Source organism: Dolichospermum circinale AWQC310F (assembly GCF_000426925.1).
GTDB lineage: Bacteria > Cyanobacteriota > Cyanobacteriia > Cyanobacteriales > Nostocaceae > Dolichospermum > Dolichospermum circinale.
In genome coordinates this window covers 31,623-51,863 of sequence record NZ_KE384682.1, presented here as the reverse complement: position 1 = coordinate 51,863, position 20,241 = coordinate 31,623, and the positions used below count along the sequence as shown (strand labels likewise).

Annotated in this window: 21 protein-coding genes and 1 pseudogene; 9 read left to right on the top strand and 13 right to left on the bottom strand. The window is 36.3% G+C overall.

Annotated elements, in window-relative coordinates; translation table 11 throughout:
* Window positions 1–612: 612 nt before the first annotated feature.
* The 4 genes and pseudogenes from ACIR310F_RS0111365 to ACIR310F_RS0111350 form a co-directional block, all read right to left on the bottom strand.
* The gene (locus ACIR310F_RS0111365) at window positions 613–1,569 is read right to left on the bottom strand and encodes an NAD-dependent epimerase/dehydratase family protein (RefSeq protein WP_028083934.1); all 957 of its coding nucleotides are present in this window, start codon (window positions 1,567–1,569) and stop codon (window positions 613–615) included.
* Window positions 1,570–1,793: 224 nt separating this feature from the next.
* The gene (gene hemE / locus ACIR310F_RS0111360) at window positions 1,794–2,846 is read right to left on the bottom strand and encodes a uroporphyrinogen decarboxylase (RefSeq protein ID WP_028083933.1); all 1,053 of its coding nucleotides are present in this window, start codon (window positions 2,844–2,846) and stop codon (window positions 1,794–1,796) included.
* Window positions 2,847–3,289: 443 nt separating this feature from the next.
* Window positions 3,290–5,524, bottom strand: a pseudogene (locus ACIR310F_RS22255) (tetratricopeptide repeat protein); the annotation flags it as partial.
* A 199-nt stretch (window positions 5,525–5,723) separates the two neighbouring features.
* Window positions 5,724–6,368 carry a hypothetical protein gene (locus ACIR310F_RS0111350; RefSeq protein ID WP_231387496.1) on the bottom strand — a complete coding sequence of 215 codons (645 nt, stop codon included), beginning with the start codon at window positions 6,366–6,368 and terminating at the stop codon, window positions 5,724–5,726.
* 147 nt (window positions 6,369–6,515) lie between these two features.
* On the opposite strand from ACIR310F_RS0111350, the gene ACIR310F_RS0111345 reads away from it, so the two are divergent.
* The gene (locus ACIR310F_RS0111345) at window positions 6,516–8,399 is read left to right on the top strand and encodes a DNA polymerase III subunit gamma/tau (RefSeq protein ID WP_028083931.1); all 1,884 of its coding nucleotides are present in this window, start codon (window positions 6,516–6,518) and stop codon (window positions 8,397–8,399) included.
* Between the two features lie 32 nt (window positions 8,400–8,431).
* Here the strand turns inward: ACIR310F_RS0111345 and ebsA are convergent, their stop codons facing one another.
* Window positions 8,432–8,806: a type IV pilus biogenesis protein EbsA gene (gene ebsA, locus ACIR310F_RS0111340; protein ID WP_028083930.1), complete on the bottom strand. Its 375-nt coding sequence runs from the start codon at window positions 8,804–8,806 to the stop codon at window positions 8,432–8,434.
* 123 nt (window positions 8,807–8,929) lie between these two features.
* On the bottom strand, window positions 8,930–9,910 hold the full coding sequence (locus tag ACIR310F_RS0111335; RefSeq protein ID WP_028083929.1) for a metal ABC transporter solute-binding protein, Zn/Mn family: 981 nt from the start codon (window positions 9,908–9,910) through the stop codon (window positions 8,930–8,932).
* Window positions 9,911–10,237: 327 nt separating this feature from the next.
* Between ACIR310F_RS0111335 and ACIR310F_RS25550 the strand changes: the two genes are divergently transcribed.
* Complete coding sequence (locus tag ACIR310F_RS25550; RefSeq protein WP_155963767.1) at window positions 10,238–10,375, top strand: hypothetical protein; 138 nt, start codon at window positions 10,238–10,240, stop codon at window positions 10,373–10,375.
* 185 nt (window positions 10,376–10,560) lie between these two features.
* On the opposite strand, the gene ACIR310F_RS0111325 is transcribed toward ACIR310F_RS25550, so the two are convergent.
* From ACIR310F_RS0111325 to ACIR310F_RS26225, 3 genes are all read right to left on the bottom strand, one after another.
* Window positions 10,561–11,904, bottom strand: a complete 1,344-nt coding sequence (locus ACIR310F_RS0111325; RefSeq protein WP_035367904.1) for a Mur ligase family protein — start codon at window positions 11,902–11,904, stop codon at window positions 10,561–10,563.
* 185 nt (window positions 11,905–12,089) lie between these two features.
* Window positions 12,090–12,278 (bottom strand): hypothetical protein, encoded by a 189-nt coding sequence (locus tag ACIR310F_RS25545; protein ID WP_155963765.1) that lies wholly within the window; start codon window positions 12,276–12,278, stop codon window positions 12,090–12,092.
* Complete coding sequence (locus tag ACIR310F_RS26225; RefSeq protein WP_196803207.1) at window positions 12,279–12,425, bottom strand: hypothetical protein; 147 nt, start codon at window positions 12,423–12,425, stop codon at window positions 12,279–12,281.
* On the opposite strand from ACIR310F_RS26225, the gene ACIR310F_RS0111320 reads away from it, so the two are divergent.
* Complete coding sequence (locus tag ACIR310F_RS0111320; RefSeq protein ID WP_028083926.1) at window positions 12,415–13,008, top strand: thylakoid membrane photosystem I accumulation factor; 594 nt, start codon at window positions 12,415–12,417, stop codon at window positions 13,006–13,008. The genes ACIR310F_RS26225 and ACIR310F_RS0111320 overlap by 11 nt on opposite strands.
* Window positions 13,009–13,098: 90 nt before the next feature.
* The gene (gene hemJ, locus ACIR310F_RS0111315) at window positions 13,099–13,677 is read left to right on the top strand and encodes a protoporphyrinogen oxidase HemJ (RefSeq protein WP_028083925.1); all 579 of its coding nucleotides are present in this window, start codon (window positions 13,099–13,101) and stop codon (window positions 13,675–13,677) included.
* A 65-nt stretch (window positions 13,678–13,742) separates the two neighbouring features.
* Here the strand turns inward: hemJ and ACIR310F_RS0111310 are convergent, their stop codons facing one another.
* Window positions 13,743–14,453 carry a hypothetical protein gene (locus tag ACIR310F_RS0111310; protein ID WP_231387495.1) on the bottom strand — a complete coding sequence of 237 codons (711 nt, stop codon included), beginning with the start codon at window positions 14,451–14,453 and terminating at the stop codon, window positions 13,743–13,745.
* 40 nt (window positions 14,454–14,493) lie between these two features.
* Complete coding sequence (gene pyrF / locus ACIR310F_RS0111305) at window positions 14,494–15,234, bottom strand: orotidine-5'-phosphate decarboxylase (RefSeq protein ID WP_028083923.1); 741 nt, start codon at window positions 15,232–15,234, stop codon at window positions 14,494–14,496.
* A 553-nt stretch (window positions 15,235–15,787) separates the two neighbouring features.
* Here pyrF and ACIR310F_RS26220 point away from each other — a divergent pair.
* The 3 genes from ACIR310F_RS26220 to ACIR310F_RS0111290 all read left to right on the top strand — a co-directional run bounded on the left by ACIR310F_RS26220 (window position 15,788) and on the right by ACIR310F_RS0111290 (window position 16,886).
* Window positions 15,788–15,940, top strand: coding sequence for a hypothetical protein (locus tag ACIR310F_RS26220; protein ID WP_196803206.1), 153 nt, complete (start codon window positions 15,788–15,790; stop codon window positions 15,938–15,940).
* A gap of 284 nt (window positions 15,941–16,224) precedes the next feature.
* Entirely contained in the window at window positions 16,225–16,485 is a 261-nt protein-coding gene (locus tag ACIR310F_RS0111295) for a hypothetical protein (protein WP_028083922.1), read from the top strand.
* On the top strand, window positions 16,482–16,886 hold the full coding sequence (locus ACIR310F_RS0111290; protein WP_028083921.1) for a type II toxin-antitoxin system VapC family toxin: 405 nt from the start codon (window positions 16,482–16,484) through the stop codon (window positions 16,884–16,886). The genes ACIR310F_RS0111295 and ACIR310F_RS0111290 overlap by 4 nt, the downstream gene beginning before the upstream one ends.
* 114 nt (window positions 16,887–17,000) lie before the next feature.
* Here the strand turns inward: ACIR310F_RS0111290 and ACIR310F_RS22250 are convergent, their stop codons facing one another.
* Window positions 17,001–17,792, bottom strand: a complete 792-nt coding sequence (locus ACIR310F_RS22250; protein WP_051289584.1) for a GTPase — start codon at window positions 17,790–17,792, stop codon at window positions 17,001–17,003.
* A gap of 204 nt (window positions 17,793–17,996) precedes the next feature.
* On the opposite strand from ACIR310F_RS22250, the gene ACIR310F_RS26215 reads away from it, so the two are divergent.
* Both ACIR310F_RS26215 and ACIR310F_RS22245 read left to right on the top strand, forming a co-directional pair.
* Window positions 17,997–18,311, top strand: a complete 315-nt coding sequence (locus ACIR310F_RS26215) for a hypothetical protein (protein ID WP_196803205.1) — start codon at window positions 17,997–17,999, stop codon at window positions 18,309–18,311.
* A 48-nt stretch (window positions 18,312–18,359) separates the two neighbouring features.
* Window positions 18,360–19,373, top strand: coding sequence for an ATP-binding protein (locus ACIR310F_RS22245; protein ID WP_196803209.1), 1,014 nt, complete (start codon window positions 18,360–18,362; stop codon window positions 19,371–19,373).
* A 165-nt stretch (window positions 19,374–19,538) separates the two neighbouring features.
* Here ACIR310F_RS22245 and ACIR310F_RS0111275 read toward each other — a convergent pair whose 3' ends face one another.
* Window positions 19,539–20,159, bottom strand: coding sequence for a Uma2 family endonuclease (locus tag ACIR310F_RS0111275; RefSeq protein WP_028083920.1), 621 nt, complete (start codon window positions 20,157–20,159; stop codon window positions 19,539–19,541).
* Window positions 20,160–20,241: the final 82 nt, after the last annotated feature.

Here is a 20,241-nt window from a genome sequence, read left to right as displayed (position 1 = left end):
TCGATTATATTAATATAACTATCATAACACACCGAAATCCCAACTAACCCCGAAAATAAAAAATTTTTTCAAAAAAACTTATCAAAAATTGTTTAAACTATAATATAAACTTATGCTAAGTAAAAAGTTACAATTTATACAAACAAGTAAATGTATAATTTAAGTTAAGTACAAAAATTCTTTTAAAAAGGGTAATCAGGTTGACTTCCGCCGTCGAATGTGGTATTTTTATAATGGGAATATATGCCTTAAATAAAATTTTATTGATGCTCGATTATATTAATATAACTATCATAACACACCGAAATCCCAACTAACCCCGAAAATAAAAAATTTTTTTCAAAAAAACTTATGAAAATTTGTTACAATGATAATATAAACTTATATATGACCCACATTCTCCCTCTTCAGGCACAAATCAAGAGGCACTCATGCAAGAGTGAAATCCTGATTATGTCTAAGTTTCGATGATTGATCATGTCCTAATTACCGTGGCTACAGCTATATTTCTAACAATGGTCATTATGTTATTAATTTAACCATTATTAATGAGATTTTGGAAATTTACGCCTATTACCCATTAGCCATACCCTGATTGTAAATGGCTATGATCTAAATGCCATTTTTGACCTGACTAATTTTCAAAACATCAGTCATTGTTGCACAGTAATTTGGTAAATTAAAACTGTTAGGATTAATGGCATTAGCATAGTTAAAATGACGATAATTCATACAAAATCTATCCCAAGCGGCCATTTGAATGCGAAATAAGACAATAATTAAATTAGCTAAACCCAAAGACAAAGGAATGCGGAAATAAATCTTTTTATTGAAATAAGCACAAACTTGTTCTATAGCTTGATTAACAGTTAGGGAAGATTGCCCCAAAACAAATCGGCGCGGATCTCCTGGTTGTGGTGGATAATCAATTAAATATTGGATAATTGTAGCAATATCTCGGCCATGAATGAAGTGAAAACTAGCATCTGCTTGTAAAAAACGAATGATATTAATATAGTTAGTAACTTTGGGAATACCAGAGGTGAGATGAGAATAGGGTTTTTGATCATCACCACCTAAAACTAAGGTAGGAAAAACTGTGGTAATTTTGGGAAAAATTGCTAACTTTTCAATTTGGTGTAAACAGTCATATTTAGAACGGATATAATCTGTACCAATTTCTCCTGCTTGTTTGAGTGGTTGATTATCATAATTTAAGACGCTTGCAGTAGAGAAATAAATTACTTGTTCACATTTTTCTGGATTTAGTAGGTTCATTAATTCTAGAGTTTTGAAGACATTAATATCAAAAATGCCCTCACCACCCCAGGAAGTGGCTGTTAATACAGCGATATCAATGGTTTTGAGTAAATTAGAGAATTTACCAATTTCTTGCATATCACCCTGAAGAATAGTGATACCCGGACGGACTGTAGTATCTACTTGGAGTTTATTGGGGTTTCTAACTAGAAGATACAATTCGTGATTGGTGTTTTGAATTAAGGCTTCGCTAATATAGTGACCGATACAGCCACTTGCACCTGTAACTAAAATACGTTTTTTGGTCATGAAATTGGATGTTGGGGTTTTTGGGTATGCTTGAGTTCAGTGCGTAATTGTAGGTCTTAATCCTGACTGTCTTTTTTCTAACCTTCAATATTGCCAAAAGTGCGGTAATACCTTACTTTTGCGTGAACAGAAATTTCTCTCTGTGTCCTCTGTGCCTCTGTGGTTCGTTATTTCCCCATCTGCGGTTAATAAAAATCAGGTGGGCAAAAAACCCACCCGAAAAACTAAACCAAAGCGTTGAGGTTTTTTGCGGTTTCAAAGAAGAAAGCGACGTTTTCCTCTGGAGTTTCTGGTAATACACCATGTCCGAGATTAAGGATATGTCCCCAGTTACCGGCTTTGCGAACGGTGTCCAAAACGCGATCGCGGATAAATTCCTTAGAACCAAATAATACACCTGGATCAAGATTACCCTGTACTTTCACGTGCTTACCTAATCTGGTTCGTGCATCTGCCATATCTACTGTCCAGTCTACAGTAATAATATCAGCACCAGAGGTTGCCATTCTTTCCAAAAGTCCGGCGCTACCTGTCACCAACAAAATTAATGGCGTGTCAGGATGAGTTGCTTTTACCTTCTCGAATACCATTTTTTGATAAGGTAGAGCAAAGGTATCATAATCTTGAGGGCTTAATTGTCCCGCCCAAGAATCGAACATTTGTACCACTTGAGCGCCACAATCAATTTGATAGCGCACGTAATCTGCAATAGACTCAGCTAATTTAGTTAATAGCTGATGTAGAACAGTGGGATCTGAGAAGGCCATGTTTTTGATAATGGAATAGGTTTTAGAACCTTTACCTTCCACCGCATAAGCTGCTAAAGTCCAGGGTGCGCCGACAAAGCCTAATACCGTTGATTGATTACCTACTTCCTGCCGTAATGCTTGCAAAATCGTTTTAATGAACGGCAGTGCTGTTTCTGGATCTAAGGAATGCAGTTGATCAACTTGTTGTTTAGTGCGTATGGGCGAATAGATAATTGGTCCCTTCCCTTCCGCAATATCCATGTCAATCCCCATTCCTGGTAGGGGGGTGACAATATCGGAAAATAAAATTACTCCGTCGGGTTGAAAAGCTCTCCAGGGTTGGAGGGAAACTTCTATAGCTACTTCAGGAATTTCCGAGCGATCGCGGAAAGAAGGATATTTGTCCCGTAAATTCCGATATGCTTGCATATAACGTCCCGCTTGTCGCATCATCCATACGGGGGGACGGTCTACTTGTTCACCACGAGCAGCGCGGAGGAGAAGAGGAGCCGTTGAGGAAAAACCCATTTAACAACTTGCCTTTATTTGCACTTTTATATTTGACATACCCCCTCGTCCTTTCATGAGCGAGGATTCCTTGACACTTCACTGACCGGTGCTACCGAAAAGTAGTCTTGGTTGAGTCTGGAGTGTCCGTTTATAGTCTCCCAATGCCCTGTGGCGACTATACTGAGTTTACTATAAAGCCGTCCTAGAAGGACGGGGCTTGTATCCGATTTTTTCGGTCACCATATAGTTTATCATTCTCAGATTACCGCTCCAGTAAACCTATACAAATCTACTAGTTTTTCAGTTTTCATTGGTAACTACTCACTTTGAGTAGACTGAAAGGCAGATGCTTGATAAATCAAGACGTTTATGGCACTGCCCCTATCTCCTAATTAAATTTATGTTTAATAATTGTTCAGCGATTTCTCAAGCTTCTACCAAGTCTTGTCTATGTATTTATGGCTCAAATCAACTGCTAATTCTTCAAAACCTGCGAATTTTAGTGCCAATTGTTTTTTGCTGTCATCAGAACGAGTAGGGTGAGAGAGTAATTGTTGTAATAATTGAATCCCGCGTTTTTGTAGCTCCTGTGCAGTGGCTGTTTCTTGCAAACAGACAAACACTTTGATCAGAGATTGCAAGATTTCTAGGTACAACTCTGGAAAATCTTCCGGTGAGAGAGTGGACAGTGCCAGTTGGTATTCAGATATAGCATCATGCCAATAATCACGAAGTGCGAGATCTTTTTTCCCTTGCTCGTAGTAAGTATTAGCGATAGCTATATGTAATCTTGCCCAACCCTCCGGGTGAGTATCTGGACGAAGGTGTTTCAACCCCTCTTGATAACTTGCTAACTTACCTTCATAGCCACCTAAATTGAGAGCGGGATTAGATCTAGAAATGTTACTAACTACAATCAATGATGATTGGTAAGAGTTGAGATTAGCCGCAGCTACACCACGACCAAGCCAAGCCTCCCAATAGTCTATTTTAATTTGTAAAGCATTGTCATAACAAGAAATAGCTTGGGCGAAACGTTCTAAGTAAAATAGGGCTACAGCTTGATTATACCAAGCGGGGTGAAAATCAGGTTTAATGGCTATGGCTTTTTGATAGGAAGCGATCGCCTCTTGACGATTACCTAAGTTTTCAAAGGACACACCCCGGTTATACCAAGCCAAATAAAATTCAGGTTGAATAGAGAGGGCTTGATCATAACTAGCAATTGCTTCTGCATATCTTTTTAAATTAAATAGGACTATACCCCGATCAATCCAGACTTCATGATGGTCCGGTTGTAGATTCAGGGCTTGATCATAACTAGCAATTGCTTCTACGTCTTGTTGAATCACAGCTAAAGATATCCCTCGGTAGTACCAAGCCTCCGCGTCTTCAGGTTGTAGCTTGATAGCTTGATCGTAACTAGTAATTGCTTCTGATATTAAACCCAACTTGAGTAATGCTAAACCTCTGCTAGACCAAGCTGCTTGGTAATTTGGCTGAATAGAGATGGCTTGATCGAAAGCAGCAATAGCCGGATCAAATTCTCCCAATTCGCACAGAAGACAACCCCGACTGTACCAAACCTTGTATAAATCTGGTTTAATTGCCAGTGTTTGGTCATAAGCGGCGATCGCCTCAGTAAATCGGTGTAAATGAAAGAGAACTAACCCCTGATGCCACCAATATTCATAAACTTGAGGTTGTAGTTGACTAGCGCATTGATACAAAGCCAAAGCGGCTAATAAATTCCCCGATTTAGCTTGCTGGAGACCTTGAGAAAATAAAGTTTCCGCCTGACGAGGAACAAATATTTCTGATCTTAGTTGAACAATCTGACGATCACGAATTGCCAAATCTGAAGCTAACTGCTCAACGAGATTAGTGCTTTGCTCCAACCGTACCATCAACTCATCTAAAGTGGATGCTAACTGGGGTTGTATCGCTATCAAGCTTTCTTTGTGGGGAGCTAATGGATCTGCAAATACTTCCTCAACATTTTCGGGAGGTTTCTCAATTGTATAGTCGTCACTGTGAGAGCCAGTTACCGTCTTAGTCTTTTCTTTTGTAGTATTTTTAGACAAAGACTTACCCGTTGACCCTGTAGAAGAATTTGTCAATAAGTCCTCAATCAGTTGGGATACTGATTGGTCAGTAATAGTATCCACATCTGGAACCGCCCATAATTCTTCACCAAATTGGCGAGGTAATTCTTGACCAGGACTATCTAGCTCCTTTTGAGTGGATATAGGAATCTCCAAGTTCTGTGATTCTTGATCGCGCTCATGGTCTTGGTTCATGTTGCGCCACAATAGCTGAATCCCAATATCATGGGACAAGTTGCCAACCTCACCAATACCCAACTCACCCAATTGAACCATTCGCTGGGCTAACTCATGATTAGGCGCGGGAGAAGATAGTAATTTTTCGCCATAGGTTAACAGCCAATCTAGCCAACGGTCAACAGTAATTCTTGGTTCCATTCGCTGCAAATACTTCAGCGCCCACCGTTCCCCTCGCGCTTGATTGACTCCTTCCAAAAGTTCGTTAAATAAAAATTCTAGATCCGCATTCGTAAGTTCTGGTGGCTGCTCTACCACCAGATCACCTTGAGTAGTCTGGGGATTGATGATCCCCAGACTGTCAAAGATGTATTGTAAAAATTCGTTAAGCCCCTGCAATAGCCACGTTAACATCTGCCAATTTATTGAAATTTTTTTTCTTCTTGATTGTAGCTATAGTCGTGTCTAAAAGATCATTAATTACGCAATCAACTCCAAAATTGAGGTTTACTTACGTAATATTATTGATGGCTACACTGAATAAATCAAACTTAGTGATTAAGGTTAGTGACCAGGAGATGGAGTCAGAAACTCTTCCTCTCACTAATCTTGATTATACAGAAGATTTATTAGCTTCATGATACTGATTAACTAAGGCTTGAATAATTTCTTCGGGATGATATGTTTCCATCCCTAGTTCTTGAGCAAGTTGCTGACATAGGTTTTCATCATCTTGCAACATCATGAGTAACTCCGTGAGGGTAACAGTTTTGTATTCTTCTGTCGTTAGTTCTGCCGTTTTGGTGGGTATTGAGGGATTATTTTGTAATATATCTGGTCCGTCATATTCCCAAATTGGCTCTCCTGGATTGCGTGTTAAGATTTTCATACCTATATCGTAGGACAGATTACTGATTTCCCCAACTCTCAATTCACCGAGTTGAACTAATCTAGCGGCTAATTCATGATGAGGTCTAGAGGATGCTAATAATCTTTCCCCAAAGCGATTTAACCATTCTAACCAGCGCTCCATGCTGACACGATGCTCAAGATTATCTAGCCATTTTTGTGTCCAGGTTTGTCCCTTGACTTGATGAACTCCTTCTAAAAGTTCTGTAAATAGAAATTCTAAATCTGTATCACTCAGGGGAGGTGCTACTGATTTTGGAACTTGTTCTCCAGGGGGGGTGAGATTTTGTTTACCAGCAAACAAGCGCCGGAAAAATTTTTTGATCCATTGAATTAGTTGCTTGAGCATCTGCGGCACCATTGATGTTGCTTCTTTAAATTTTAACGATATCAATCAGTAAGTAGTACGGTGGTCAGGGAATGGGAAAATGCCATAACTTGTTAGAATAATCAAACCCTTAATTTACCAGGGATATACGGATTTAAACCTGTCTCCATGTCTTACGAACCGCTGCACCATAAGTATCGGCCAAAAAGTTTTGCTCAACTGGTGGGTCAGGAAGCGATCGCTACTACCCTAACTAATGCTATTCTTTCAGCAAAAATCGCCCCTGCTTATTTGTTCACTGGCCCCAGAGGTACAGGAAAAACTTCTAGTGCGAGAATTTTGGCTAAATCTCTCAATTGTCTGCAAGGTAACCAACCCACACCCGAACCCTGTGGAGTTTGCGAAATTTGTCAGGGAATTACTAAAGGCTATTCTACAGATGTGATTGAAATTGACGCTGCTAGTAATACTGGTGTTGATAATATTCGAGAACTGATTGAAAGGGCGCAATTTGCTCCCATGCAGTGTCGGTATAAAGTTTATGTCATTGATGAATGCCATATGTTAAGTACCGCAGCCTTCAACGCATTACTTAAAACCCTAGAAGAACCACCTAAGCACGTTGTTTTTGTTCTGGCGACAACAGACCCCCAACGGGTGTTACCAACAATTATTTCTCGTTGTCAAAGGTTTGATTTTAGGCGGATTCAACTAGAGTCTATGGTAAAACATCTAACTCACATTGCCTCCCAAGAAAATATTAATATTTCCCATGAATCTTTGACATTGGTGGGACAAATTGCCCAAGGGGGATTAAGAGATGCAGAAAGTTTACTAGATCAATTAGCATTAGTCAATGGAGAAGTGACACCGGATAAAGTTTGGGATTTAGTGGGTTCAGTCAGTGAAAAAGACTTACTGGGACTATTAGAAGCCATCAGTCAAGATCAGGCAGAGATAGTATTAGAATTTACCCGAAAAATCCTAGATAGAGGCAGAGAACCCCTAATAATTCTCCAAAATCTCGCCGCTTTTTACCGGGATTTTCTGATAGCGAAAACCGCCCCCAATCGTCAAGATTTAGTTACCTGTACCCAGTCAACCTGGACATCATTAGTCAACTTTGCCCAAAAATTCGATACTAGTACCATCCTACTGGGACAACAACACCTGAGAACAGCAGAAGTACAACTAAAAAACACCACTCAACCCCGGTTATGGTTAGAAGTAACATTACTGGGATTATTACCCAGCGCCAATATTCAAATCCCAACCACAAATATTTCCCAAAATATTTCCCAGCGAGTTAATACTACTCCTGTCACTGCACCACCAATATATACACCCACAAATCACAATTCACCTGTTAATTTTTCACCACCAGCCCCAGAACCTTTACCCGTACCAGCACCAGTACAGCCAATTAGGGAAGATTCACAATACGACTTAACACAACTTTGGCAACAAGTGCGTGGACATATTCAACAGCTACCCACCCAGGCATTACTAGGACAAATGTGTCATTTAATTGAGTTTGACGGTTCTATTGCCCGTGTAGGGGTAAAAGCAGTTTGGTATGACAAAGTGAAATCCTATGTACCTGTGATTACTACGGCATTTAGACAAGCGTTTCAGCAGGAAATACAAGTCACTCTGGAAAAAGCTACTGGCGCAAGTGTGATATCAACGAGAAGAAATCCACCGGGACAAAATTCTCCTCCCGTTCAACAACAACAACCCACACCACAGCCACCCACAGTCGCAGTACAGCCAGTATCTACAGTATCTACACCACCACCAGCACCTGTCAAAAGTCAGCCAGTTGTCACCAATACAGGGACAACACAAGCTATTTCTTCTCCTGCAAAAGTGCAACCACCATCATCAAATTGGGATCACGATGGTGTACTCAAAGCAGCGGAAAGTTTAGCCAAATTCTTTTCTGGAGAAATCATTCGTGTGACAGATGATAGCTTCCATTTAGCTAATTCCGTTACTTCTACGGAAACTCATGAAATATATGAATCTTATGTTGATGATGAATATGCTTGAAAAATGCAGCAGGGGGGTGGGTCATGTCTGTTTTAATCATCTGCGCGTAGGAGTTTGCGGTAAAAATTCGGAGAAAAATCTGGATAACGATATCGCTTATAGTTTTGCAAGAGTTCAATTAAAAGACTAACAAATTCAAAATTGGCCATCATAACTTCATAGGTTAGTTCAGGATTACCATCAAACTGCATCCGACAACCGATTAAATCCGATGGTAATGTGGTAATATTCCAAGTAGCAACAAAGGGAATATTGTTACCGGATTCAATTTTTCGGTATCCCTCTAAAACACCTTTTTGATAAAGACTAAGGGCATAGGGTAATAAATTTCGCTTACTCAACTGAATATACGGTATATAAACGGTTGTTTGTTCTTTATTTACAGCTTGAAGTTGATCAATAGACATGATTGCAAATTCCTGAAATTAACCAATAATAAAGACATTTATATCTCTTTTATTGTTTCCACACAACTAGAAGCGATGAAATTCTTGACCATTTTGATATTCAGCCATGATGATTTTTGCTTTTTAATAAGGTTCAAATTTTAAATATGTTCCTCCCAGTCCTTCCACAATTATTCTTGTATTAGCAGCCATCATTTTCTGATAGGTGTCTCCGTCAGTTCCCGCTGCACCTAGTCCATTGATATAAAGTGGTCTTTGAAAAACTTTAACATTAGCTTCTCTGGCTAGAGATTCAAGTAAATTAGAGTTAGTTGTTGTATCTGCAAAAATTGTTGGTACATTAGCTTTTTGAATATCCATAGCAAAATTTTCGACTTCTGTATATGTCAGCTTTTCGATATTTTTGATCTTAGTTAAATTTACTGAATATGGAATTTTATAAGCCTCGACGTAATAAATCATTGCTGTGTTGAAGGTGATTAACTTGCGATTTTTAGCAGGAATAGTATCTAGTCTTTTCTTAATCCAATTATCAATTTGATTTATTTCTCGGATGACTTTTTTAGTATTTTTACTATAGATATTTTTATTATTTGGCACTAATTTAACTAAATTATTATTAATAATCTTTACCATTTTTATGGTATGATTAGGATTATGCCAAATCTGGGGTTTTATCAGTTTAATTTTGCTCGAATTTTTGACAGCACTTTCAGCAACAGCAATTTTTGTATAAGAGTTTGTATTTGTGGTAGATTTAATGATTTTCATTAAACCTGGTTCAAAATTATAACCATGATATAAAACCAAATTAGCACTTTCGATAACTCGACTATCTTCCGGTATGGGTTTATAGGTTAAGGGGTTCATACCAGGAGGGATTAAACATATCAGGTTAATTGTATTTCCAGCAACTTGTTTTGTTAAATCACAAATTACGCTATTAGTTGCTACTACTATGGGTAAGTTATTATTAATAGTCGAATTTCTTTGATTATATATTGTACTAATATTTCTATTTCCACAGCCAAATAATCCTAATATGAATATGAAACCGAAAATGGTGGTTTTTAATAAATGGGTAGATATTTTTTTTCCTAACATAATTTATTGTCGCTTATAAATATCTGCAAAGTTCCAGAATTTAAACTTTTTCAGAGTTTGATTATCATATCAATTAATTAATAAAGACACAGCAAATCTGTATCTTTATTAATTAGTCTAACTTAATTAAGCCCAATCATAGGCAATTTACCTTGTAACTTATCTAAATTGGTTTGAACGCAATTAGCGCAACTACAACCAGTTTTTTCTATCAGAGAATGTGTAATCTTATTTATTTGCGGTATTGTTAAATCAAGATTCGCTTGAGTAGATAATAACGCAATTGTATTTGCAGCAGGTGTAGCTTTCAAAGAAGCCTGTGCTGGGTTGACTAGTAATAGCAGAGATGCTAAAAATGCGGGAAAAGCAAGTAAAATCAGTTTTACTATGTTCATAATTGCTCGTGAGGTACAAAGTTTTTTAGTTTTAGGGAACAGGGAACAGGGAACAGGGAACAGGGAATAAATTGGTATGTACTTCATTAGACTGGGAAACGATATAAACTTGTCAATTATTAACGTAAGTTGATAGTTAGGGAAAATGTCATAATCAGGATATCCAAGATTAAAGGATGAAAACAGAAAATTACCAATTACCAATTACCAATTACCCATTACCAGCCTCAACTAGATAACTAGTAACTTGAGTTATCAGAGGATTTTCTTACCAGTTAATATTTCTCTTACTTCTAACATGGCCGAATAGGTGGGGAGAATGTGTAAAGTTTCATTTGCTGGTGTATGCTCTAGAGCAGTTGCGATCGCTTTGTGCAAATCTGACTCTACAATCAGGTTAATATTACTCTCCACAGATTCTTGACTATAACGCAAACGTAAGGCCATATCATACACGCGATCGCCACTCACAATCAAGGTTCCTCCTCTTGCTACCAACTTTTCCGTATCCACGTCCCAAATCCATGATACATCAGTACCATCGGGGGTTCTGTCATTCAAGACCAATAAAGTAGTTTTATCGGTACTTTGAGTAACGACGCGAATAGTTTCGTTTGTACCTACGGGATTTTTAGATAATAGAATCCGTACTCGTTTACCGTCAATAACTAAATCTTCAGCGCGACCAAAAGCGGCTTGAAAATCGTTAATTGTATCTCTGATAATAACATCATCAATTCCTAATTCCTTTGCTGCTGTAACTGCGGCCAAAGTATTATATTTATTGTACAAACCGACAAGAATTTGTGGCCATTTGCGACTTAATAATGCGGGTTGACCTTTAGTAAAACCACAACTAGGACAAGTAAAATCTCCCAAGTGGGATAAATAAACCCCTTGATAGTCTAGAGCATGGCCGCATCTAGGACAATAGATAGAATCAACAGCGTGAGGAATAGCTTCTAAATAATTTTCTGGTTCATTTAAACCAAAAAATAAGACTCTTTGTGGTAACTGTTGACCCAAATATGATAAAGTTGGATCATCAGCATTGGGAATAACTACGGTTGTTTCTGGTAAGGTCGAAATTACCTTTGTCCACCGCTTACTAATACTATCTACTTCTCCATATCTATCTAATTGGTCGCGGAACAGATTTAAACAGAGAATAATTCGAGGTTGTAGCGGTTTCAAAACCTTGGGAACTATATTTTCATCAACTTCTAAAATTGCATAATCTATATTTAACTTTCCCAACAGATTAGCATTGTCTATCAAAGCAGTTGCTAAACCGTTTTCCAGATTCGCGCCTGTAGAATTATGGGCAATACGAAACCCCTTTCGTTGTAAAATGGTGCATAATAGTAAAGCCGTAGTAGTTTTTCCATTTGTTCCCGCAATAATAATTACCCCGTGTTTAACTTGCTGACTCAATAATTGCAAAATTCGGGGTTCTATACGTCGCGCAATAGCGCCTGGTAAAACACTAGCAGCACCAAGACGCAGTGACCTGACCAAAAATGTCACGCTTTTGGCTATTGATACCGCAAAACCCAAGGTAAGTCTACTGATAAATTTTATTTTTTTACCCACAGTCATGATTTATGAATAAGGTGATCATTGTCAAAAGCATTTGAAACTGTAAATTTAACTAACTATAACGATTTTGAATGAGTATGTGTATCCGTAGACATAACATCTTTATTTTCTCTTCCTCTATGATCTCTGGGTCTAGTGTGGTTCATTAAAAAAAATCAAATATGATTATTATAGAGAAGATACCATCAAAAGGAGACAAGGTGACGGGAAACAGGGAAACAAGAAAAGATGATTTTTTTCAATGACCACTGACAACTAACAACTGACAACTGACAACTGACCACTGACAACTGACAACTGACCACTGACCACTGACAACTGACAACTGACCACTGACCACTGACCACTAACAACTGACAACTAACAACTGACAACTAACAACTGACAACTGACAACTGACAACTGACAACTAACAACTGACAACTAACAACTGACAACTGACCACTGACCACTGACCACTGACAACTAACAACTGACAACTGACAACTGACAAATACAAGGTTTCTGTGAATGAATATCATAAAGTGGCTTTTTTTACAAACTCAAATAATCACTAACTGGAGACGGTTAGTATCTAAATGCTTATTGCTGCTTCCTTTGCTATTCATAATTAGTATACAGCCCGCAATAGCAGGTATTAAAGATGATCGTTATGATGGTAATATTTTTGTAATTTATGCTGGTAATGGTTCTTTAGTTCCTGCCAAAGAAACACTAGCACAGACATTAGCAGAACACAAACCAGCCATGGTGACATTTTACATTGATGATAGTAGCGACTGCAAGAAATATGCCCAAGTTGTTTCCGAGGTACAAGCATTCTATGGACGCGCAGCGGAGATTATTCCTATCAGTGTTGATACCATTTTAGCTGACAAGACCTATCAACCGACAGAACCAGGATATTATTATTCAGGCGGTGTTCCTCAAGTTGTAGTTTTTGACCAGTCGGGTAAAGTAGTCTTGAACAAAAAAGGTCAAGTACCTTTTGAAGAAATAGACGACAAATTGAGAGAAATATTTGATTTATTACCTCGCACTCAGTCAGTCGAGTTAAAACCACGTTCTGCTAAACAGTTTAGTAGTCAGTTAGAAGATCAATAATAGTTCTTAATGTATCGCCATTCTCGACTAGAATTACCGTAACCTGGTATTAAGGTCATTTCTAAGGCGATTAAGGCAGGTTAGGATATTATGGCTTATTCTTGGTTTAAAGCATTTCATATTATTGGCTTTGTGGTTTGGTTCGCGGGGTTATTTTACCTAGTTCGGTTATTTATCTACCACGTTGAAGCCAACCAAGAACCAGAACCAGCAAAAACGATACTGAAAAACCAGTATCAAATCATGGAAAAGCGTCTTTATGAGATTATAACTACCCCTGGGATGTTAGTAACAGTAGCGATGGCTATTGGTATCTTATCTACAAACATGGATATTTTACAAGAACCCTGGCTACATTTTAAATTAGCCTTTGTAGCTGTTTTAATTGGCTATCATCATTATTGTGGTAGACTCATGAAGCAGTTAGCAGCGAATGAATGTAAATGGAGTGGTCAAAGTTTACGCGCTTTGAATGAAGCACCAACGCTTTTACTAGTTGTAATTGTCATGTTAGCTATATTCAAGAACAACTTACCCACCGACATGACAGCCTGGTTAATTTTCGGTTTAGTGGTGTTCATGGCTGTGAGTATTCAACTTTACGCAAAAATCCGCAGACGCAACAAAGAGAAGCTGACAGCAGAATTAAATCAAATTCCCCAAGGGTAGTAGTATATTGATTTGCGCCTGACTGGGAAACAAAAAACGATTTACCTGAAAATGGCTGTAACTACCTATTGTAATCGAACACTTCCAGCTTGACAATCCCGTAACCATAGTTTAACACCTTGAGCGATCGCACCATAACTACTATTTCTGGGTGGTGCGATAGGAGGTTTAACTGGATACTCACTGGTTTGAGAAAACATCATCACCACACTCCAACCAGTGTTAGTTTTTGTCAAAAATAGCCTGTGAAATTCTTGTAATTCTACAGGTTTTTTATGGAGATATTTTCTCTCTAAAGTTGTAAAGAAAACCTGTTCTACTCCTTCTGTGTTATAGTTATTCCCATGATCAATACCAGGATTTAATGGTAAAGATTCAAACTCTGGTTTACCCGCAGCTAAAATATAGGAAAAAGTATCAACACTCCTTTTCAGACGACGCGCACGTTGAGTAACACGGTTAGCATAGCCAGGTAGATCTAACATTAATTGAGTTGTTAAAGTTTCTAAACTTTTTTGAGAACAGGAGTTAGTAACTTGGGGACTTACAGATTTAGGAGTAATACTTTTCGCAATTAGAGGATAATAAAATCCAGGAGCAATAAATAACCATAAATTACAGGCTATTAAATATAGCAGTTCCCATGCTCGTGAGGTACAAAGTTTTTTATTTTTAGGGAACAGGGAACAGGGAACAGGGAACAGGGAATAAATTGGTGTATACCTCATTAGAATACTATCAAGGGGGTTGACAATTGATTTTGAATTTGTTATCATAGAGTTGATAAGGAAGAACTATCTTGATAACCAAAGTTTTTTAGTCAAGAGGCCTTTGGTTTTTGGTGGGAAAAGTATTTAACTCCTCAATAACCAGATTCCAGGCTAACTCAGGTTCAGCCGCCGCAGTAATAGGACGACCGATAACGAGATAATCTGCACCCGCTGTGATAGCTTGGGAAGGAGTGAGCGATCGCTTTTGATCGCCTTTATCAGACCAAGTAGGCCGCACCCCTGGACAAACGAGCAAAAAGTCATTTTTACAAGTTTCTCTTAATTGTTGCACCTCCTGGGGAGAACAAACCGCCCCATTCAACCCTGACTTTTCAGCTAAAAGTGCCATTTCCAGAGCAAATTCTGGTAATTCCAGGGGGATTTTCAAATCAAACGCCAATTGTCGTGGGGAAATACTGGTTAACAACGTAATAGCGATTAATTGCGGAGGTTTTGTTCCGGCTTTTTCCGCTCCAATTTCCACAGCTTCCGCAGCCGCTTTGAGAGCATCACTACCACAAGTTGCGTGAATTGTCAATAAATCCACCCCATAACCAGCAGCAGCGCGACAAGCACCAGCGACAGTGTTGGGGATATCGTGAAATTTCAAGTCGAGAAAAATACGTTTTTCTTGAGATTTGAGGATATCGAGAATTTTCGGACCAGTGCTGGTAAACAACTCCAAACCAACTTTCCAGAAAGTGACTTGAGGAAGTTTATTAATGAGAGCGATCGCGCTATCTAAATCTGGTACATCTAAAGGTACAATAATTTTTTCATCATTCATAATTATGGTTATTACTTATTACATATTATCCAATTTATTATACTTCAATAGCGATGTTTAATATGACTACTTTTGAGTAGTTTAACAATTAGACTTACTTAAATAAAGCCTATAAGTGTTTAATAACCTATAAATACTGTGTAATAGAGTACAACAAAAATTTTACTCTTAAGCCTGTTATTTCCTTAATTTATAAGTTTAAATTATAGATATTTGGAAAATAGTTTAAATATTAATATCATCGAAAAATTAACAGAACTTCATATTTATATTTTCTTAATATTTTATTGAGAATAATTTCTATTTATCAACGATCTTGCAATAGTTTCAGCGATTTGGTAAAATTTCAAAATCTAGGCGTAGTATATCAATTTTCTACAATTGCAGGAAGTAGAATTTGGAAATCCTTTATTGATAGGTATTTGAGAAATAGGGAAAGTGAGGACGGGGAAAATATTCAGGAGTGATAGAGAATTTTTCGGACAAATTTAGAAATAGCTTGATGTAGTTTTGTAAAGCGAAGTCAAAGGTGGGTTGACAAAATAGACAGTTTATGATATGGCGATTAGCAAAAATATTTGCTAATTTATCGTATAATAATATTATTTATATTCTTCAATTGACAATTAATAATCGTCCTTTACATTTACAGGTATCAAGACGAGAATCTGATTCAGAAATGGATACAAGGGAAATATCAAATTAATTCTGCTGAAGGTTGGGAAAGTATTATTTTGTCTCAAGTAGAGGATGAAAAATTAGCTTTTGATTTATTTTTTCAGTTGTGGGAACAGTTTAAGAATCAAGTTACAAGTGTTGATCATGTTGTCAAAATTTGATATCAATGTTGGGTTTCGTTACCTCAACCCAACCTACTTGCTGGGAAAGGCTATATCATCTACAACTAGTATGTTCAATTTGGCAATTTTTAAATATCTGATGTATAATTAGATATATCTTAGTAAAAATCACTCCATGTAATTAAATGCTATGGAAACAATAACTTTAAGTTCTCATGTTGGTGAAGATGGAATATTACATTTAGATATTCCTGTAAATATTGTTAATGTTGATTTAACTATTACTATTATTTTAAAACCTAGTCATGATTTTCAACAGGAAAATAAACCCAAAGGAAAAGGTTGGCCAGCTAATTTTTTTGAGGAAACATCAGGATGTTTAAAAGATACTCCTTTAACTATAGATTCTGAAGGTGTTTTTGATGACTTAGAGGAGTTTAAATTATCATGAAATATTTGTTAGATACAAATGTATGTATTAAATATCTGAATGAAGATTTGATTATTCGTCGCAAGTTAGAAAATACTGATTTAGAAGATGTTGCTGTTTGTTCAGTTGTCAAATTAGAGTTATTTTATGGTGCAATGAGAAGTGATAATCTTGATCAAGTTTGGGCAAAAGTAAAGCGATTTTTAGAAGTATTTATTTCTTTACCTTTAGATGATATTTCAGCTTTAAATGCAGGTAAAATTCGGGCGCAGTTAGCTAATATTGGGACTCCTATTGGTTATAATGATTTATTAATTGCCTCTATTGCATTATCTCATGATTTGATTTTGGTGACTCATAATACTAAGGAATTTCTCAGAGTTGAAGGTTTGAAAATTGAAGATTGGGAAATTGAAGGATAGAATGCTTATTTGGGGTGTTTTATTGCTATCATCAGTTAGATTAGTAATTGTTTGATGAAAATTTGATATCAATGTTGGGTTTTGTTTCCTCAACCCAACTTACAAATACAACTATCACTGTTTATCTGAAACACCTACTTGACTTACAAATTCTTTTGCTTCATCTCTTGTAAACCCAATCCGAATTAGTAGTTGTATAAGTCCCTCATTAAATTGAAACATTAGGTCGTCAAAACCTAGCCAGCTAACTAACCAATTCCAAGCCCTCTTCATAGTTGCTATGAATCCTTGGTAGGTACTATAAAGTTGAATCGGTTCTTTTGTTGCATAAGTTTCAATAGCCCCAAGAAGTAACTGACGAGATTCATCTCTCAAGTCTTTGTAGACGGATTCCAATCGTCCACCACTAGCGAAACAAGTGCAAATAATATCTTTATAATCTAGACCCTTTCGTGCAAAAGCTCCAGAATTATCATTTTTCCACTTAGACATTGGATCTACATTTTCGCAGCCTGTAGCAGCAAGGATTGTAGGAATTTTAGATTCTGAGATTGTTCTCACAAAAAATTCATAGTTATTTTCCTCAGTTTGAGTAATGCGGGGGATACGAAATACATGAATGAGTAAGTTATATCCTTCTTTAGACTCTTTAATTAGCTTGATAAGTGCTTTAACAGCATCTCTAGAGGGTACACTGCCACGTTCTGATTCATTAAGACCAACAGTATCAGTGATTATAAGTGATTTACCATCCGAAATTTCCACTTCTTGGTAAGTATAAGACTTAAATGTAACACCTTCAGCAGCATCACTGGCTTTCTGGTTTTCACCTGTGAGGGCATTACACAAACTTGTCTTTCCTGTTCCAGTAGTTCCAAAAACAAGTACACGAATTGGGTTTGACATTCTTTGCTCCTATATTGACAATAATTCTTTTATATTTGGCTCAACTACTACAATCCCAGAATTTCAGTATTTTAACCAGTCTGATATAAACGGATTTATACGGTTGTTTTATTACAAAATACTAAGCAAAAAATAGGAAAAGATCGGAAAAAATTGAATAATATTCATCTATAATGGTTACAACCTTTACAGTGTATAGCTTGTATGAATGTAAACGAAGTTGTAACATTTGTTGATAAGATAGTCTTTGAAAAAACTGGCAAGCATTTAGATGATGTTCAAGCTGCTGTAGTTCAGGGAACATGGGAAAGACGAACCTATGATGATATTGCACAAGAATGTAATGTTACTAAAAATCATGTCGGAGATATAGGTGCTGAATTATGGCAACTTTTATCTCAAGCATTAAATGAAAATATTAAAAAAACTAATTTCCGTTCTACATTAGAAAGGGGATATATTAAATCATTTGAAAATTCTAATATTTATAATATAAATGGTAATAACAATTATTTTTAATATCCACAAACCTTAAATCATTCTCATCAAAAAACTCAAGAAACTAATATAAATACTCAATCTAAATTATCTCATCACGATTTAACTCTAGCACCCCAAATCATCAAGTTTCATAACAGAGAAAAAGAACTACAAACCCTTAACCATTGGATATTAAACCAAACTACTAATTTAATCTCCATCTTAGGATTATCCGGTATTGGTAAAACCACACTCGTTAAAAGATTTATAGACTTACATCAACAAAAGTTTGAAGTTATTATTTGGAGAAGTTTAAAATTTCCCAAAGCCCTAAATTTACTAATTAACGACTTATTAAATACTTGTCAACAAGAACCCAAAGAAACTATAAATGATAAATTAAAACAATTATTTGATATTCTCACAGATAAAAAATGCTTAATTATTCTTGATGATGTACAAAATATCTTTACTCCTCATCAATTTGCGGGAAAATATCAACCAGAATATCAAGAGTATCAAACCTTATTCAAAATGATTACAGAAACCCAACATCAAAGTCATGTAATTTTAATCAGTCAAGAACAATGTCCAGAAATGGAATCTTTAGATGAAGAATTATATCCTATCAAATCTTTAGAACTATCAGGACTAGAAAATATAGATATTCTGAAAAATACCGGATTAAAAGATGAAGATACTTGGTTAAATTTAATGATATTATATACAGGTCATCCATTGTTTCTAAAAACTATTACCATCTCAATTAAAAAGATTTTTAATGGTAAAGTTAGTGAATTTTTAGCAGAAAATGAATTAGTAATTACTCAAGAAATGCAATCTTTATTTAGCCAAATATTTAATAATATATCACCCATTGAACAACAGATTATTTTAGCATTGAGTAAATGTAATCAACCTGTATCTAGAGAATATCTAAAAATTACCTTAGAATTATCTTCTACTAATTTTATTAATGGGTTAGAATCTCTACAAAAAAGGTATTTAATTCAGAAAATTACAGGGGATAACATATTGTTTGATTTATCTCCCATTTTCAGGGAATATGTCAGAAATTTTTGTCAAGATTACAGGACTTAAGCAAAATATTCCTCAAACCCTCATTTCTCTGTGTTCTCTGTGCCTCTGTGGTTCGTTATTCAGTGAATCGTGGGTAAGTCCTAGATTAGTCAAAATTAATTTATAGCTGTTTAGATAATGTTTGGTGAATAAATCTGCAAATATCTTGATTTATTTGATTTAAACCTACATCATACCAGCTTTTAAAATCTGATTTGCAGTTAAATTTAATTCAGGAAAAGTTTGAGAAATAACCTGTTCATCATCTCTAAATCTGCTGATTTGATATTCTCCATCTACCAAATTACAAACAGAAATAGTAGGTTGTTTAGGATTACCAATAAAATTACGTCCTCCTAAAGCTGCATAATCTATAATCCAATATTCAGCAATACCCATTTCCTCATAATCAGCATACTTTAAATGGTAATCATCACGCCAATTAGTGGAAACAATTTCAATGATTAAAGCTATGGAAGCACCATGACTAATAACTGATTGTTTTTTCCATAATTGTTCATTAGCTAAATTGGCACGATTTAAAACCAACAAATCGGGAAAATAACCAGAATCTTTACCTTCTGGTCTAACTATAACTTGATTAGGTATCACATAAGGAAGATTTAACCCATCAATTTTAGCACTAATTTTGATAGTTAAAAACCCTTTAAGTTCTTCATGATCTCCCACTGGTTGCGCCATTTTAACAATTTCTCCATGATGTAATTCATAACGTATATCGGAATTGTCAGGAAGCGAGTTAACAAATTCCTCGAAGGTAACAATTTTAGTTAAGGTTTGAATCATGACTTTGAACAATTATTAATGATGAAAACATTATAACAGCCGTCAGCAGTCAGTTTTTTTATTTTAAGCTGATAGCTGATAG

Excerpts from the sequence above, each read along its gene's own strand:
- ACIR310F_RS0111310 (WP_231387495.1), bottom strand. The coding sequence starts at position 14,453 with ATGATAACAAATTCAAAATCAATTGTCAACCCCCTTGATAGTATTCTA.
- ACIR310F_RS0111295 (WP_028083922.1), top strand. The coding sequence starts at position 16,225 with ATGGAAACAATAACTTTAAGTTCTCATGTTGGTGAAGATGGAATATTA.
- ACIR310F_RS0111275 (WP_028083920.1), bottom strand. The coding sequence starts at position 20,159 with ATGATTCAAACCTTAACTAAAATTGTTACCTTCGAGGAATTTGTTAAC.
- ACIR310F_RS0111350 (WP_231387496.1), bottom strand. The coding sequence starts at position 6,368 with ATGCTCAAGCAACTAATTCAATGGATCAAAAAATTTTTCCGGCGCTTG.
- hemJ (WP_028083925.1), top strand. The coding sequence starts at position 13,099 with ATGGCTTATTCTTGGTTTAAAGCATTTCATATTATTGGCTTTGTGGTT.
- ACIR310F_RS22250 (WP_051289584.1), bottom strand. The coding sequence starts at position 17,792 with ATGTCAAACCCAATTCGTGTACTTGTTTTTGGAACTACTGGAACAGGA.
- ACIR310F_RS0111335 (WP_028083929.1), bottom strand. The coding sequence starts at position 9,910 with ATGTTAGGAAAAAAAATATCTACCCATTTATTAAAAACCACCATTTTC.
- ACIR310F_RS0111365 (WP_028083934.1), bottom strand. The coding sequence starts at position 1,569 with ATGACCAAAAAACGTATTTTAGTTACAGGTGCAAGTGGCTGTATCGGT.
- ACIR310F_RS26215 (WP_196803205.1), top strand. The coding sequence starts at position 17,997 with ATGAATGTAAACGAAGTTGTAACATTTGTTGATAAGATAGTCTTTGAA.
- ACIR310F_RS0111290 (WP_028083921.1), top strand. The coding sequence starts at position 16,482 with ATGAAATATTTGTTAGATACAAATGTATGTATTAAATATCTGAATGAA.
- ACIR310F_RS0111345 (WP_028083931.1), top strand. The coding sequence starts at position 6,516 with ATGTCTTACGAACCGCTGCACCATAAGTATCGGCCAAAAAGTTTTGCT.
- ACIR310F_RS0111320 (WP_028083926.1), top strand. The coding sequence starts at position 12,415 with ATGAATATCATAAAGTGGCTTTTTTTACAAACTCAAATAATCACTAAC.
- ACIR310F_RS26225 (WP_196803207.1), bottom strand. The coding sequence starts at position 12,425 with ATGATATTCATTCACAGAAACCTTGTATTTGTCAGTTGTCAGTTGTCA.
- ebsA (WP_028083930.1), bottom strand. The coding sequence starts at position 8,806 with ATGTCTATTGATCAACTTCAAGCTGTAAATAAAGAACAAACAACCGTT.
- ACIR310F_RS0111325 (WP_035367904.1), bottom strand. The coding sequence starts at position 11,904 with ATGACTGTGGGTAAAAAAATAAAATTTATCAGTAGACTTACCTTGGGT.
- ACIR310F_RS26220 (WP_196803206.1), top strand. The coding sequence starts at position 15,788 with ATGATATGGCGATTAGCAAAAATATTTGCTAATTTATCGTATAATAAT.
- pyrF (WP_028083923.1), bottom strand. The coding sequence starts at position 15,234 with ATGAATGATGAAAAAATTATTGTACCTTTAGATGTACCAGATTTAGAT.
- hemE (WP_028083933.1), bottom strand. The coding sequence starts at position 2,846 with ATGGGTTTTTCCTCAACGGCTCCTCTTCTCCTCCGCGCTGCTCGTGGT.